General features: G+C 35.7%; 14 protein-coding genes. 5 read left to right on the forward strand and 9 right to left on the reverse strand.

The window, feature by feature from the left end; translation table 11 throughout:
* Nucleotides 1–3 precede the first annotated feature (3 nt).
* The 5 genes from ABMA70_RS07050 to ABMA70_RS07070 all read right to left on the reverse strand — a co-directional run bounded on the left by ABMA70_RS07050 (nucleotide 4) and on the right by ABMA70_RS07070 (nucleotide 6,249).
* A complete protein-coding gene (locus ABMA70_RS07050; RefSeq protein ID WP_103218924.1) occupies nucleotides 4–624 on the reverse strand; it encodes a hypothetical protein in 621 nt (206 codons plus the stop codon).
* A 2-nt stretch (nucleotides 625–626) separates the two neighbouring features.
* Entirely contained in the window at nucleotides 627–2,450 is a 1,824-nt protein-coding gene (gene lepA / locus ABMA70_RS07055) for a translation elongation factor 4 (protein WP_146037906.1), read from the reverse strand.
* 89 nt (nucleotides 2,451–2,539) lie between these two features.
* Nucleotides 2,540–3,772: a HAMP domain-containing protein gene (locus ABMA70_RS07060; protein WP_103218923.1), complete on the reverse strand. Its 1,233-nt coding sequence runs from the start codon at nucleotides 3,770–3,772 to the stop codon at nucleotides 2,540–2,542.
* Between the two features lie 30 nt (nucleotides 3,773–3,802).
* Entirely contained in the window at nucleotides 3,803–4,498 is a 696-nt protein-coding gene (locus ABMA70_RS07065) for a TrkA family potassium uptake protein (protein ID WP_021266154.1), read from the reverse strand.
* A 20-nt stretch (nucleotides 4,499–4,518) separates the two neighbouring features.
* A complete protein-coding gene (locus ABMA70_RS07070; protein WP_158246933.1) occupies nucleotides 4,519–6,249 on the reverse strand; it encodes a TrkH family potassium uptake protein in 1,731 nt (576 codons plus the stop codon).
* 65 nt (nucleotides 6,250–6,314) lie between these two features.
* Between ABMA70_RS07070 and ABMA70_RS07075 the strand changes: the two genes are divergently transcribed.
* The 3 genes from ABMA70_RS07075 (at nucleotide 6,315) to ABMA70_RS07085 (ending at nucleotide 9,502) form a co-directional block, all read left to right on the forward strand.
* A complete protein-coding gene (locus ABMA70_RS07075; RefSeq protein ID WP_392990767.1) occupies nucleotides 6,315–7,463 on the forward strand; it encodes a class I SAM-dependent RNA methyltransferase in 1,149 nt (382 codons plus the stop codon).
* Nucleotides 7,464–7,560: 97 nt separating this feature from the next.
* Complete coding sequence (locus ABMA70_RS07080) at nucleotides 7,561–8,364, forward strand: lipopolysaccharide assembly protein LapB (RefSeq protein ID WP_158246932.1); 804 nt, start codon at nucleotides 7,561–7,563, stop codon at nucleotides 8,362–8,364.
* 16 nt (nucleotides 8,365–8,380) lie between these two features.
* Nucleotides 8,381–9,502 (forward strand): RodZ family helix-turn-helix domain-containing protein, encoded by a 1,122-nt coding sequence (locus tag ABMA70_RS07085; protein WP_103218919.1) that lies wholly within the window; start codon nucleotides 8,381–8,383, stop codon nucleotides 9,500–9,502.
* Here the strand turns inward: ABMA70_RS07085 and ABMA70_RS07090 are convergent.
* A complete protein-coding gene (locus ABMA70_RS07090; RefSeq protein WP_392990765.1) occupies nucleotides 9,499–10,680 on the reverse strand; it encodes an LptF/LptG family permease in 1,182 nt (393 codons plus the stop codon). The two genes, ABMA70_RS07085 and ABMA70_RS07090, sit on opposite strands and share 4 nt — an antisense overlap.
* 101 nt (nucleotides 10,681–10,781) lie before the next feature.
* On the opposite strand from ABMA70_RS07090, the gene ABMA70_RS07095 reads away from it, so the two are divergent.
* Together ABMA70_RS07095 and ABMA70_RS07100 are read left to right on the forward strand one after the other, a co-directional pair.
* Nucleotides 10,782–12,290, forward strand: coding sequence for a leucyl aminopeptidase (locus ABMA70_RS07095; RefSeq protein ID WP_103218917.1), 1,509 nt, complete (start codon nucleotides 10,782–10,784; stop codon nucleotides 12,288–12,290).
* Between the two features lie 12 nt (nucleotides 12,291–12,302).
* Nucleotides 12,303–12,779, forward strand: a complete 477-nt coding sequence (locus tag ABMA70_RS07100) for a tRNA (cytidine(34)-2'-O)-methyltransferase (RefSeq protein WP_233189732.1) — start codon at nucleotides 12,303–12,305, stop codon at nucleotides 12,777–12,779.
* Here ABMA70_RS07100 and ABMA70_RS07105 read toward each other — a convergent pair.
* From ABMA70_RS07105 to ABMA70_RS07115, 3 genes are all read right to left on the reverse strand, one after another.
* Nucleotides 12,776–13,762 carry a hypothetical protein gene (locus ABMA70_RS07105; RefSeq protein WP_392990762.1) on the reverse strand — a complete coding sequence of 329 codons (987 nt, stop codon included), beginning with the start codon at nucleotides 13,760–13,762 and terminating at the stop codon, nucleotides 12,776–12,778. The two genes, ABMA70_RS07100 and ABMA70_RS07105, sit on opposite strands and share 4 nt — an antisense overlap.
* Before the next feature lie 68 nt (nucleotides 13,763–13,830).
* On the reverse strand, nucleotides 13,831–14,706 hold the full coding sequence (locus tag ABMA70_RS07110) for a hypothetical protein (protein WP_392990760.1): 876 nt from the start codon (nucleotides 14,704–14,706) through the stop codon (nucleotides 13,831–13,833).
* Nucleotides 14,707–14,816: 110 nt separating this feature from the next.
* Nucleotides 14,817–15,797 carry a hypothetical protein gene (locus ABMA70_RS07115; RefSeq protein WP_103218914.1) on the reverse strand — a complete coding sequence of 327 codons (981 nt, stop codon included), beginning with the start codon at nucleotides 15,795–15,797 and terminating at the stop codon, nucleotides 14,817–14,819.
* Nucleotides 15,798–15,827: the final 30 nt, after the last annotated feature.

Raw genomic sequence — 15,827 nt, forward strand, 5'->3', positions numbered from 1 at the left:
AAATTAGTTAAAAACAAAAATCTTTTTCGGATCGATATGGCCGTACTGACGCCACTTAGTCTTTAAAGCTTCAATCCTTAAAAGAAATTGCATATCTCTTTTACGATCATTTAGCTTTCTGACTTTCTTAGATTCCTTAACAAGCGGCCCTCTCGCATCATAAGGAAGAACAGAGATATCATCTAATAACATCGTCTTTCCTTCGTGAGAAATTGTTCGAGCAATGAATAAGTCATCTTTTACTAGTTGTAACGTAAACTCATTCTTAGGAATATAGAATTTAGTATTATGTAGAATGTCTTTAAAGACATGCTTTTTAAAAAGATTTTGTCCACGGTATTCAAAAAGAGAATGATTAATACTTAACATTGAATCTTTTTGATTTTCTTCAATTGAGATTTCATTAACAAATTTCTTAATAAGTGGCCCATTATCATCGAAGTCACGTTGAGTGATATACCAGTAAACGAATCCATTCATACGAGATTCGTAATCCTCATCTTCTTCCGATAATTTCCCAGCAAGCTTAAAATACTCTTCTTTTGCTGATCTTAATTTGTCATAGTATTCATTCGACGAAAACTTAGTTACAGCATCGTCTAAAATACTTCTCAATTCTTCCATGTTTATTTTTTCCCACCACTACTTTCTTCATCAACAGCAAGAACGGCCAAGAATGCTTCTTGTGGAACTTCTACGGATCCAACCATCTTCATTCTCTTCTTACCTTCTTTCTGCTTTTCAAGTAGTTTTCTCTTCCTTGAAACGTCACCACCGTAACACTTAGCAAGTACGTTCTTACGAAGTGCCTTTACAGTTTCACGAGCAACAATTTTAGCACCAATTGCAGCCTGAATGGCAATATCAAATTGTTGACGATCAATAATCTTTCTTAATCGTCCTACAAGATCACGACCCTTATAGTATGCATTATCAACGTGACAAATAATTGATAGAGCATCAACTTTCTCACTATTTAAAAGGACATCAACCTTAACAAGTTTTGAGGCTTGATAACCTTTGAACTCGTAATCCATCGATGCATATCCCTTAGTGTAACTTTTTAACTTATCATAGAAGTCAAAAACCATCTCACTTAGTGGAAGATCATAAGTAACCTGCACACGCTCTTCAGTAATATATTTCATATCAGTCTGAATACCGCGCTTTTCCTCACATAGACGAATAATCTTACCAACAAATTCGTTTGGTACGTGAATTGAGATTGAAACAACCGGCTCAGTAATTTCTTCAAATTTTCCAGGCTCAGGCATTGTTGAAGGGTTTTCAACATCAACAATCTCACCGTCATTCATCTTAACTTTATAAGACACAGAAGGTGCAGTTGAAATTAAATTTAAACTAAATTCACGCTCAAGACGTTCTTGAATAATATTCATGTGAAGTAGACCAAGGAATCCACAACGGAAACCAAAGCCTAGTGCCTGAGATGTTTCAGGCTCGTATGTAAATGAAGAATCATTTAGCGCTAGTTTTTCTAGAGCATCTTTTAATACTTCATAATCATGAGATTCAACAGGGAAGATACCACAGAAAACCATTGGCTTTACTTCTTCGTATCCACCTAAACTTGGCGTATCTTTCTTCTTAGCATTAACAACTGTATCCCCAACCTTTACGTCACGAATATTTTTAATACCGCAGATAACCATCCCAACTTCACCGGCACCGAGCTCTTTTACCTCAGTAAAGAACGGAGTGTTCACAGCAAGCTTAAGAACTTCATATTCTTGATCTGAATTCTTAAGATAGATAATATCTTTCTTATTAATCGTACCTTCAACCACTCTGAGTAAGAAGATTACACCCTGATACGGGTCAAACCATGAGTCAAAAATTAGACCCTGAAGATCTTTATTTGGGTCCCCTTTAGGACAAGGGATTTTTTCAATAATCGATTCAAGTAGGTCTTCTACACCAAGTCCTGACTTAGCTGAAACTTCATCAGCATCTAATGCTTCAATACCAACAACATCTTCAATCTCTTGCTTAACACGTTCTGCATCTGCGTGAGGAAGATCAATTTTATTAAGGACAGGCATGATTTCAAGATCATTTTCCATGGCCATATAAACGTTAGCAAGAGTTTGCGCTTCAACACCTTGAGAGGCATCAACAACAAGAAGAGCACCATCACAAGAAGCAAGTGATCTTGAAACTTCATATGAGAAGTCAACGTGACCCGGAGTATCGATGATATTTAGGTAGTAAGTCTGTCCATCGCGGGCCTTGTAGTTCAATCGAACAGTTTGTGCCTTAATGGTAATCCCACGCTCTTTTTCAAGCTCCATATTATCGAGAATACGATCAGATTTCTCGCGATCAGTAATTGAACCTGTTTTTTCAATTAAACGATCCGCAAGAGTCGATTTCCCGTGGTCAATATGTGCAATAATGGAAAAATTTCGAATTAGTTTCCTATCAATCATTGTATCTATAACTCCGCTAAATTCCACGAATCATAGCACATATTTCTAGGGATAACTATATTTTCGAGAGTTTTGAGGCACCTAAATACTTAAGATGCCTGAACTTCTTTTGACATTACCATTAAGTAATAATCTAGTGACGAGTCGCGTCCACGAATTGGAATTACTGACGCATAGCCTTCGTAAATATATTCAACTACTTCCTCGATATCTTCATGAGACTCACCTGCTTCATCCCCTTCGATATCAACCTTTACAGAAATCTTATCTCCAATCTCTTTATCTGATTTAGCTGAGTCATCGCGCTTAGCGATTTTGATTTCCTGGTTTTCAATCTTAGAACGACGCTTAATGGCAAGTTCATATGTTTCAATGATGCATTGAGGAATAATTGAGTCTGTCATCACTTTACCAATTGTATCTTCAGATTGAACCTGAAGAAGTTGATAAATCTGATTATTCATATACATGAGCTCACCCTTGGCATTTGTTAAAAGAACAGGTCTTTTAACCATATTGGCAAGTACATCAAACTTTCTATTCTCTACAACAATCTTATCTGCACGTAATTCTTCAAACTTTTTGAAAGAGTGAATCATCTTATTCATCTCTTGAGCAATCTCACCAATCTCGTCATCTTGCGAATAGTAGATCGAAACGTCGAAGTTACAATCTTGTAGCTCTCGAATAGCATCTTTAATCTTCTTAAATGGTAAAGCAATTTTACCAGGGATAACTAGACCTAAAATAATCGTCCAAAGAAATGCAATAATTAGAGTAATCATCATCTTGCGTTTAGTTTCGTTGATGATTCCTTTAATTTTCTCTTCTCTTTCCACATTCTGATAATACTGAATGTCTTGAAACTCAGAGAATGCATCAAGAATTTTATCGGCCAGCTCACCTATGGAAGTCATTCCGATATTATTTCGATGGAATAAAGAAGCTTTACTTAGAATAACCTTCAATGAATCGGTATAAGAAAGCATTTGTCCAATAATCTTTTTAACCTCTGGTTCATCGTAGTGAGTATCAAGTCTTTGAAGTTGTGATGTAAAAGACTCACAAAGGTTTAGAATTCTTTCCACCATCTCTGGAGTTGGTTTTTTTGTGAGAATCCTTCTTTGATTCTTTAAAATCGCAACCGCTGAAATCCTAACCTCGTCAGTAATAAGAGTTACTTTATTTGAACGATCAGTAATCGACTCAATTTCTTTATTGAGGTTATTTAAATGATAAAAAACGATGAACGCTAGAAGAATTACAACTGCTGCTGCAAATGAAAAACTCCAGGCGACTCGATTTCTTAGTGATAAATTCAAAATTATTCCCCTTTATGCGACGTCAAAGACTTATGCATCCTCAAGATCAGCAAAAAGTTTATTAAAATTCTTTTCACTTCCAACTAGAACAACGATGTCATCTGATTCGATAATATCCATCGGCATTGGACAATCGTTAATTTCCATACGATAAGCAGACTTACCGTCTTCAGTGATATATGGAACCTTCTTTTGAAGGGCAACAATATTAAGTGAATAGTTTTGACGAATCTTACTCTCTACCAGAGTCTTTCCTTCAAATTTCTTTCCAAGCTTAAGCTCGACAATAGAATATCCGGCCGCAAAGTTATAACGCTGAAGAACGTGAGGAGCAATAATCTTAGAAGCGACGATTTCCCCCATCTCCTCTTCAACTTTAATAATTTCAGAAGCACCAATTTCATGAAGAACGTGCTCGTGAAGTTTTGAAGTAGCACGGGCAATTACACGACCTACACCAAGCTTTCGAAGCATTGTTACGGCCATAATCGACATCTGAATATTGTCACCAATGGCAACAACCGCAGTATCAACGTCAGAAATATTTACAGATCGAAGAGATCTTTCATCAGTAACATCTAGTGCAACAGCGTGTGTTGTACGGTCTTTAATTTTATCAACGAGCTCATCATTCTTATCAATAGCAATTACCTCGGCTCCCTTTTCAAAAAGTCCAACCGCAGTTTTTGCTCCAAATGTCCCTAGCCCGATAACAGCAACTAGCATATAAAATCCTTTATCTAATTTTAACCAATCATTATTCGTCCGTCAGGGTAGTCTAATTTACCTGAGTATTTCTGTCTCTCACCAATTGCTAAGATTAGAGTTAAAGGACCAATACGTCCAATAAGCATCAGAATAGAAATTGCAACTTTCCCTGCGACTGTTAAAAATGGAGTAACTCCAAGAGTGAGCCCAACTGTTCCCCCTGCACTTAGAACTTCAAAGAAAAGTGGTAAGAAGTTTTGATTTGGCTCTATTTTCATCATGATAAAAATAAATGATGTTGAAACGACAATAGAGATGAACATAAGTGCTGTTGCCTTAACAACAACAGGTCCAGCAATTTTGCGATCAAACATCATAACGTTTTTATCACCTTTTAGTGTTGATATAATAGACTGAACAAGAATAGCAAGAGTCGTCGTCTTAACCCCACCGGCCGTCGAACCTGGTGAACCACCGATGAACATAAACATGGCCATCATATAAATCGTATACGAATGAAGATTCGTCAGAGGAATCGTGTTGAATCCAGCAGTTCTAAGGGTAATTGATTGGAAGACAGAAATCTGAATTTTCTCCCAAAGATTATAGCTATCGAGAGCACCAAGAAACTCTCCAAAGAAAATAAAAATTGCACCACCAACAGTAAGAGCTAATGAAGTTATAAGAACAACTTTAGTGTGCATCCCTAAACGAACAATCGTCTTCTCTCTAGTGACAACTTCCTTTAATTCCTTAAGAGCAATGAAACCAATTCCTCCAAGAGAAATAAGAATTGCAATAGTTCCGTGAATTAAAGGATTAGTAGCATAATTTTCAAGAGAGTTATCAAATAGAGCAAAACCAGCATTACAAAATGCAGAAACACTATGGAAGAATCCGTAGTACATTGCCTGACCAAATTCAAAGCCTTCGAAAGTGAAACCAATCGTTAAGATAATGGCCCCCCAAAGCTCAATAATAAAAGTATATTTAACAATATTGATAATCATAGCAAAGAGCTCTTCCAGAGAAGAAACATCGAGAAGGTCCTGCATGATGATACGATCTTTCATCTTCATCGATCGACCTAGAACAATGGCCATAGAAGAGTAAAGGGTCATAATGGAAAGACCACCAATTTGAATTAGTCCTAAGATGACCAATTGTCCGACCACACTAAAACTCGTATTCGTTCCAAGGGTTGAAAGTCCTGTAACACAAGTTGCCGAGGTTGCAGTAAAGAGGGCATCCACAAAACTGATACTTACTCCATCTGCAGCAGAGAGAGGAAGCATGAGTAATAAAGTCCCTGCCATGATAACCCCACCAAAGGTGAAGAGAACAAGCTGAGCAGACGTTAATTTGATTTTACTAAAGAGCGTATCAAAACGATTCTTATACTCTCGATTTGTTGGTTCTCCCCCATCATCATATAAAGATAAAATAGTCGAGAGTAAGTGCGCGCTGGCGAGCAAATAGGTAAACTTTAAATCACCCCAAGTAATGAGTGTCGGTATAAATACGAGTAAAGAAAATGAGTATCGACGAAAAAAGTCTTCACCATTTTTTGCTTCAATCATGTTCTTAATAACCGTTAAAGCAATGGCAATTGGGACTACCCAAACCATTAAGTCTAGGGTATTCACGATAAACTTTTGATTCCAACTGGCCGGGATCTTCTTATTATCGTAGAGAGTGAATAAGAGGATAAAACTACCGTTGAAAAAAAGTTCAAACAGGAATGACAATTTTTGTAATAATGATGCCATATTCTTTAATAATATTACTAATTTAGCTAAGTTGATACTTATAGCAGATTGAGACATATTTTCCTATGACTAAAAAGAAGAAACCAAACAAAGAGATCAAGTTTCCAAAAACTTTCCCAATCGATTTCAAAGTCGAACACCTCGACTCTCTTGGTCAAGGTGTATCGAAATCAAATGGAATTGCTTTTATTCAAAAAACACTTCCCGGAGAAGAAGGAAAGGCCCTTGTATACAAGTCTAAGAAAAGTATTCAATTTGCAAGCTTAACCGAGTTAACTAAGAAGTCCCAATTACGTACTGGTTCTGAATGTCCTTACTATAGCGAGTGTGGAGGTTGTCACTTCCTACATACTAGTTATGAAAATGAGATTGAGTTTAAAAAGAAAGCTTATCTCGACAACTTTAGTCGCCAATTTAAAATCGACTTAAGTGAATCTCTGATTATTCATAAAGCAGACGAACGCTATAAATATCGAAATCGTATTCAACTTCATTATAATAAGAAGGACAACTCTCTTGGCTTTTTTAACGATTCAAATTCTAAAATCATTACAATTAAAAATTGTTTAATGGCAAATGATGACATTAATAGTGAATTAGCAGTGCTTCATGAAGACTGGCAAAGTGATGCAAAAAAAAGCAAAGGCCATGTTGAATTATTTCAACGAGATGGAAAAATCTTAAAAACATTTGATTCCTACTACTCAGCGGAAGGGTTCTTACAAGTAAATCCACCGATGAATGAACGCCTATTAACACTAGTTAATGAATATATGAGTAAAGTCACAAGTAACTCCTCTATCACTGTTGATTTATTTGGAGGAAGCGGAAATATTACAAAAGCACTTTCACATCGTACTGTTGTCATGGATGCAACTCCGACTAAATTTATCAAGTTACAAAATAAAGAGCATCAGGAATATATTGAATTAGATATCTACCACCACACGGCCATAAAGAAGCTAGAGGAAATGGCAATTACAGAAATTGATCTTCTTGTAATTGATCCTCCTCGAAGTGGACTTAAAAATATTGATGAATTCACTAAAATCCTAAAGCCAAAACATATCGTATATGTCAGTTGTAATAACCAAACTCTGGCCAGAGATACCCATAAAATTCAATCAGAATATCGTATTGAAGAGTCGCACATGTTCGACTTTTTTCCTGGTACCCGACACTTTGAATCAGTTATCTTCTTTGCGCATAGGTAACGATTGTAAGTTCTTAGATTAACATTGTAATGGGCACTGAAAGCCATTACAATTAAAGAGTATATTCTCTTTTTAATCTAACGTTTTTGGTGAAATGATGAAACGAACTACAGTTACTTTTCTATTTGCAACATTAATTGGAATCATGACGACTTCATGTTCTTCGAATCAGAAAGCAGAACAATTAAAGAAGGCAGAGCTCTTCTATACATATGGTACTCAAAAAATGATCGATAAGGATTACTCTCAAGCACTTGAAGCTTTAGAGAATGCGAATCAATTAAATCCTAATGATACAAAAACTTTAAACAATCTTGGTCTTGCATACTACTTTAAAAATAGACCAGAAAAAGCAAAGTTCTACTTTAATCAGTCGATTAAAATAGATAATAAAAACTCAGACGCTAGAAATAACCTTGCTTCAATTTATTTCAAAGAAGGTGATTACAATAAAGCAGAAGAGCACTACAAAATTGTTTTAAAAGACCTTATTTATCGCTACAACTATCGAGTTAAGTACAACCTATCTCTTATAGAACTTAAGAGAGGAAACAAAGATGCAGCAGTTAAGTACCTTCAAGAAGTTACTGGCTACACACTAGACTATTGTCCTGCTCCTTATCAATTGGCCCTAATCTATAAGAAAGATGGAAATATCAAAGAGGCCATCAAGAACTTAAATATTGCAACAACAGGTGAATGTAAGAAAGAGATTGCACCAAAGTTTGAACTTGCAGAAATTTATCGTTCTCTTGGTGAAGCTAAGAAGGCACTACCTCTTTACAACGAAATTATTGAGCAGTTCCCAAGAACTGATTATGCGAAAAGAAGCTTAGTAATCAAGAATAATCTAATGAAGAATGTTTATTACTCAAACAAATTTGAAACTGATAATTTATAATTAAAAAGGCGTAATAATGGAACAGGAAGTTGCAAAAGAAGCCCAAAACCTATCTCTAGGAAAATATCTCCAAAAGGCCAGAGATAAGAAAGATCTAAGTATCGAAGCAGTAAGCAGACATACTAGAATCAACCTAACAAACCTTTCGGCACTTGAAGCGGACGACGTCGAGCGACTACCTAACATCGCTTACGTAAGAGGTTTCGTTAAGACACTGGCAAAAACTTATGACATCGATGTCGAAGAAGCAACAAGAAAGCTTGAAGAGCTTTATGGCGAAGCTGCAAGTGAACAGACACAACCGCTTGAAGCAACAGACTTCCCTCAAGCAAACGTAGAGAAGAAGCAGGATCTTGTTAAAAAGGAAGTTCAAATTTCGGACTCTCTAAAATATAAATTACTAGGTGTTGTTGCAGCCTTCTCTATTGGTATTTTTATTTTTATTAATCTTGATAAATCCAGAGAAGTAGATACTGGTGAAGAAACTAAAGAAGTCGTTGTCGAAGCACAAGTGTTAGATGAGAACACTCCGCTACAAGAAGAAAGCGTTGAAGAGACAGAAACAACTTCACAAGAAGCAACAAGTGAAGATGCTACTGAGCAAGTAGTAGAAGAGACAAAACCTGAAGTTATCGTTGAAACTAAAAAAGAAGAAAAGCCAGAAGAAAAAAAGGTAGAAGAAAAAGAAGAAAAAGAGCTTAATTTCTACAACCTTCCTTCTCCACTCTTTGCATTCAAGGATATCTCAGAAGATGAGAAGAATGAGATTATTCCAGCAAATATCAGAGCTGCATTTGAAGATGGAAAACAAAATATTTTTCTAAAAGCTATGACTGGTGATTCTTGGATTGTTTATCAAAGTGATGAAGATCCAATCAAAAAGTTCACGCTTAAAGAAGGAAGGTATCTTCTAATTAAGGGTGATAAAATTCTACTGCGCCTAGGAAATATTGATGCTCTAAACGTATTTTATAATGGTGAACTACTAGGTATGAATTCTCGTTCAGGGGTCAAAAGCTTAGTTTTCCCAGTTGAAATTGCAAAAGATTACAAGTTACCACTGTTTATTTTTGATAAAAACGGTGGTGTTCAAACATCTAAAGAATATTTAGAACAAAAAGAAAATTCTCAAAACTAAGAATTCCAATCTAATTTTTTATAATAACTAATTCCAATAGCTCCTGTGACTACCGCTGGTAAGAACAGGACTAATGGGATTGGTAAATTACTTTTCTTAGCAACAGACACACCAGAGAAATAAAGGGTGTAATAAACAATCGTTACCAAAAGAGCTAATGCACTAGTATTACGAGTTGCACCTCTCCCCTTTTTTACACCAAAGACAAAGCCTAAAAGAGCAAAAACAATACATTGAATAGGTATCGTAAAACGTTCCCAATACTCAATATTTCCCTTTCTTATATCATCTTCTAGCTTATCCTTTATCTTCTTCGTCTTAGTATTTTTTAATTGGCCCTTTAGCTTTCTAATATGTCTTCTCAGCTCGTTAGATGACATCATACTTGCCTTGTTAACACTCGAAAAACTCTGACCTGTTACTATTGGATATTCATACGTTTCAAATAGAATTTTCTCTACTTCATGGCCTTCTTTATCAATAGAAATAATACTTCCATTGAAAAAATCAAATCTAATATTTAAACCACTTGAGTCTCCATCAGACTTTGGCTTATTCAAGACTCCTAGTTTGGCCATAATTACTTTATCAACACCATCTTTAGAAGAGATTCTCAAAAAAACATTTTCTAATATCTTTCCATCATCCTTCACATCTTCAGCAAAAAGAATTACCCCAGGAATCTCTGTAAAAAATTGTTCTTTTTTAATATCTGTCAGAATTCCCTTTGATCCAAGTTGCTTAAAAGTATTCCTGAATATTTTCTTTGAAGTAGGAATCATATTCGTATTTAAAGAAACGACAGAGACAGCAATAAGAATTGAGATAATAAAATAAGGAGAAAAAATTCTGTGCTTATTAATTCCCATGGCCCTCAATGCAACAATTTCTGAGTCTTCACTTAATTTATTTAGTGTATAGATCATTGCAAAAAGAATCGATAACGGAGTCGCCATTGGGATGAAACTAATAGAGATATGGCCAAGAATTTCTAAAAATTGAAAAATTCCTACACCTTTTTTTGTCACAAGCCTCATGAATTTGAACAGTTGTGTCGTTAAGAGGAAGGCAACAAAGAAAGTAAGACTCATCGCAAAAGGGACAATAAAGTTTGACGCAAGGTATCTTTGAAATATCTTAGTTGGGATTAAATCTTTGATCTTTTTGACTGCGTCCATGAAAACCCTTAGCGACTGTTGTCATACTTTGTCTTTTTGTATAGTTACTGCTAGTTTATACCCTCTTAAATCACTTTGAAACCCCCTTTTAAGGAGCAAATATGAAATTCACTTTGAATTTAAATTCTAAAGAAAATTCAAGTGCTGATTGTTATGTAATTGGTGCTTATTCAACAAAAACAAAAAAAGGTAAAAAAGAAGTAGAAACTGTAGCCCTTACAGGTTGGCCAAAAGAGCTTAAAGCTACTTTTGAATCAATGAATAGCTCAGTTGATTACAATGGTACAAAAGGTACTACTTATGCTTTCAACCACTATGGTAGCGACGTTTTAGTTGTTGGACTTGGTGACAAAACTAAAGTTACAACTGAAGACATTAGAAAAGAGTTAGCGAAAACTTATAAACTTGTTTCTAAGTACAAGAAAGTTGCTGTAGCTTTTGATACGTTTACTTTTAAAACGAAAAAAGAAGAGTCTCTAGCAGTTCTAGTTGAAGCTTTTGAAATGTCTGCTTATAAATTTGATAAGTATCTTTCAGAATCAAAGCCAGCTGCTCTTAAAGAAGTAATCATTGATACTGCTGAAAAAGCTGCAAAGAAGAAAGACTTTGATAAAGTTATCAAAGATTCACAATTTGTAACTGAGTCGATCAATGTTGCACGTGACTTTGTTAACGAGCCACCAAACGTTCTACGTTCAACTGAATACGCAAAGCGTGTTAAAAAAGATGTTGAAGGTATCGCAGGTGTAAAGTGTAAGATCCTTGGAAAGAAAGAACTTAAGAAAGAAAAAATGGATCTTTTCCTATCTGTTAACAACGGTTCTGCATACGATGCTCAACTTGTTCACCTTACTTATACTCCAACAAAAGCTACTAAGAACATGAAGCACATCGCTTTCGTAGGAAAGGGTTTAGTTTTTGATACTGGTGGATATTCTCTTAAGCCAGGTGGATCAATGATGAATATGAAGTTTGATATGGCAGGTTCTGCAACTGTTTATGCTGCATTTAGAGCTGCTGCTAAAATGAAACTTCCAGTAAAAATCACTTGTATCCTAGGTATGACAGATAACGCAGTAAACGCTGATGCAACGATGCCAGACTCAATTGTAAAAGCTAGAAATGGTAAAACAGTTGAAATCCTAAACACTGATGCTGAAGGACGTTTAGTTCTTGCTGACTGTCTAGACTATGCTTGTGATCTAAAACCAGATGCAATCATCGACGCTGCAACTCTTACTGGTGCTTGTCTAGTTGCTCTTGGAACTGAAGTTTGTGGTCTTATGTCAAATGACAAAAAGCTTTCTGCAAACCTTCTTAAAGCTGCTGAATCAGCGGATGAGTATATGTGGGAACTTCCAATTATCCCTGAGTGGACAAAAGACATGAAAGGTACAATCTCTGACCTTAAAAATATCGGTGGTTCTTCTTTTGGTGGTACAGCTAAAGCTGCTGCTTTCCTACAAGAATTCATCAAAAATGATATTGCTTGGGCACACCTTGATATCGCAGGTGTTGGTGACTCTCAATCTCACCTACCATACTGTCCACCAAAAGGTGCTTCAGGAACTGTGATTAGATCTCTTGTAGAGTTCTTAAAGCAAAACTAAGAAGTCATCCCAGTGAGTAGTAACGCAATTTTTAACATTGTTCTATATGCGCCAGATATTCCCGGAAATACCGGGAGTATAGGGCGTACTTGTATCGCTCTTGGTGCAAGACTAGTCCTTATTAAGCCTTACGGATTTGATCTTTCAGAGAAGGCCGTCAGACGCGCGGGACTTGATTATTGGAAATATGTAGAAGTTGCAGAATACGAAAACTGGGAAGAATTCATAGAAAATGAAAAGCCAGATGAAGAAAATCTTTTCTTCTATACAAAGACGGCCATAGAAAATCATTTCTATGGACGAAACTACACTAAAGGCTGCTATCTTGTCTTTGGTTCAGAGACAAAAGGGCTACCAAAGCATATCTTTGATAGCTACCCTAATCGTTTATTTTGTCTTCCAATGTTTTCAGAGCATGTGAGATCGTTAAATCTCTCAAACGTGGCCACGACTGTGGCCTACGAAGCATTAAGAGTTATTCAATATTAAAATTGATAACCCATACCAAGTGTAATTCGATATTGATCTAGCTTAATATCTTGATTAGCAATCTCAAGACTACCATCAGCAAGATAGTCAAAAGCTAGAGTTATATCCATCCCCGCTTCACGATATCCAAAATCCATAGAAGTATAGATTTGTTCAGATGATGAGTTATTAATATCAAGTTTTCGATATTCAATACCTGGAGTAACATAGAGATATTTTGTATAAAGAACTTCAAGATCAAAGTTAAACTTCATTCTCTTATAATCACCTGAAGCGTATCCATTATCTCCTGACTCATATTCAAAATCAGTATCAAACTCTAAATTACTATGTTTTCTTGTTCCACCAATAAAAAATTCTTTTCTTGTTCCACGATTAAGCTCTTGGCTTTTTGTTTTAATACTAAGACCAGCTTCAGCAGATAGAACTTCATCAAGATAGCCACCAGCAAGTGTTAGATCAGTGTAGTAACCATGCTTTTTTGAATTTGGCTTTACGTATTTATAGGCTCCACCAAAGCTTACACGATTAAAATTAAACATAGTTGAAGCTTCAACTTCGAATGTATTGATATTTTTATTTTGAAGGTCTCTTTCAATATTTCTATATCCAAAACCAAAAGAAACTAAATCAACAGGTCTAAATCCCATAAGAAGAACAGCTTCTCTATTGTGGCCAACCTCTGTGATAATTGGCTGAGTCTGTGCAAATCCAACATTGTCATTATATGAAAACTCTGCTGAAAATACACGGTTCCCAAAAGCACCATTAATATCAAAGTCTGAACTATCAAGAGTATCGATATCCTGAATCTCTGCACTTCCGCCTTCGAATTGTGTGTTAAAAAATTGTCTACGATCATTTGCTACGGCCATTGAAGAGCTATGTCTCGTTTTACCATCTTTAGAGATTTCAGGCATAACTCGATTTGCAAATGCTGTTGATGTTAATAGTAGTGATAGTGCAAAAATTTGTCTTTTCATAATCCCTCTTAAATAATTTGATTTTATTCTAGAGGATATAAAAAGGGAGGTCAAAACCTCCCTGATATTTAAAAGAAATAAACAGCGTTTACTTTTAAGTTCAGATCTCCACCTAAGAAGAAGTCAGCACCTACAGTTGCGTCAATTTTATCCTTACGATAACCAAAATCACCTGAAACTGCTAAGTTATCGAATTCAAAATCGTAATCCACGATATCCCACATAACACCTGGAGTTACGTAGTATCGATCTTGTACTAAAATTTCAGCATCACCAGTTAGAGAGATTATATTGTCAGAGAAAATATTTAGTCCGTCAGTTGATGAAACAGAAATATCAGCATCGTATTCGATTTGGTCAACGATCATTGTTAAACCACCAAAAAGATTTAATCTATCATCTCGACCTAGATCATCTGATGAAAGCGCATAAGTCATTCCCGCTTCCCAAGTCATTTTCTTATTCACTTGCCCAATACCGGCAGTCGCAGAAAGATAACTTCCATCTACAAATACCAAGTCCTGAGAATTATATGTAACAGATCCACCAACAATAAACTCTTTCCACTTAGTAGAAGCTGCAAACTCAATGGCCATGTCTTTTGCATCAGAATCAAAACTATTAAAATCAATTCCAAGTCCAATGGCCAAGTCATCTGAGACCTTCATTCCACCCTTAGCATTGATTGAATTATAACCATCACCAAAATCAACAACACCTTCTGCTGAATAGTTTTTAAATGAATAAGCACCAAATGCTGCTAATCCTGAAGTGTCTTCAGTATCTTCGATCATCGCTCCTGCAAATGTTCTCTGTTGAGTCGAAACTGCGATTGCAGAATTATTAAGAGTTTTTCCATCACGTGAAGTTTCAGGAACTATTGTATTAGCAGCTGCTGATAAAGTTAGTGATGATAATAAAATTGTACTTAGTGTTTTTTTCAAAATTACTCCTTTAATTTTAATAACTTAAAAAAAGAATTATAGGAGAAAATTAAAATAAAAAAAGGGAGGCCAAAGCCTCCCCGTCCACATATAAAATTTATAAATAAATCTTAGAACTTGTAACCAACGTTTAAGTTAAATCCTATACCATCAGCATCAATACCTTCTAACTCACCTGTTGAGTAGCTTAGTCCAAAAGTAGTATCAAGACCATCAGCTCTATAACCGAAATCAGACTTTACGCTAAGAATTGATGAATCAGAGTCAGCGGCTTTAGGTAACGTAGTACTCAAGTGATAAACACCTGGTGTGATATAGAAAGTTGGACCAACTAAGAATTCTGCATCAAGAGAGATTTCAAGTTGAGAATAATCGTTGTCTGTTGCACGATTTTGTAAGTAATCACCATATTCATAAGATAGTGATCCATCTAATTCAACATCATTAACAATCATTGTACCGTTACCAAAAACTCCTAGGCGAGTATCTGCAAGTACAGCATCGTTACCTTTAGTTGTATATTGAATTCCCGTTTCCCAAGAAACAGATTTATCTTGTTTACCAAAAGCAAGAGTAAGAACAGTATAATCTCCTTCAGTTGTAGGAGTATCAATCATATGATGAGCAAGTGAAGCACCTAGGGTAGTTCCATTAACAACCATAGTTCCACCTGCTTCAAGAACAGTATCATCAATAGTTTCAGTCAATTCATCTACAGATAGCCCTAAACCAAGAGTTAGGTTTCCACCAGTTCTAAATCCCATTAATAGATTAAGTTCTGCAAGATCTTGTTCTGCACCCATCGTTTCCATTTTATTTTTTGAATAAGAACCTTCAAATGAAAATGTATCAGTTGAAACTGCACCAAATAAATTTGTAAAAGTAATATCTAGATCAACTGAAGGTGTCGTATCAGTTTCAAGGGACTGAGAAGTATATTCACCAGCAATATAGCTTCTTTTATCTTGAGAAACAGCAAGTACTGATGTGTTTTTTGTTTTACCATCGCGTGAAATTTCTGGCATTAATACGTTAGCGTATGCTGATGTCGAAAGTGCTGCTAGAGCAACTGCACTAATAAACTTCTTCAAATCTTCCTCCTTGAAGCAATAAAATAAATA

Origin of the sequence: Halobacteriovorax sp. XZX-3 (assembly GCF_043196495.1) — a bacterium.
GTDB lineage: Bacteria > Bdellovibrionota > Bacteriovoracia > Bacteriovoracales > Bacteriovoracaceae > Halobacteriovorax_A.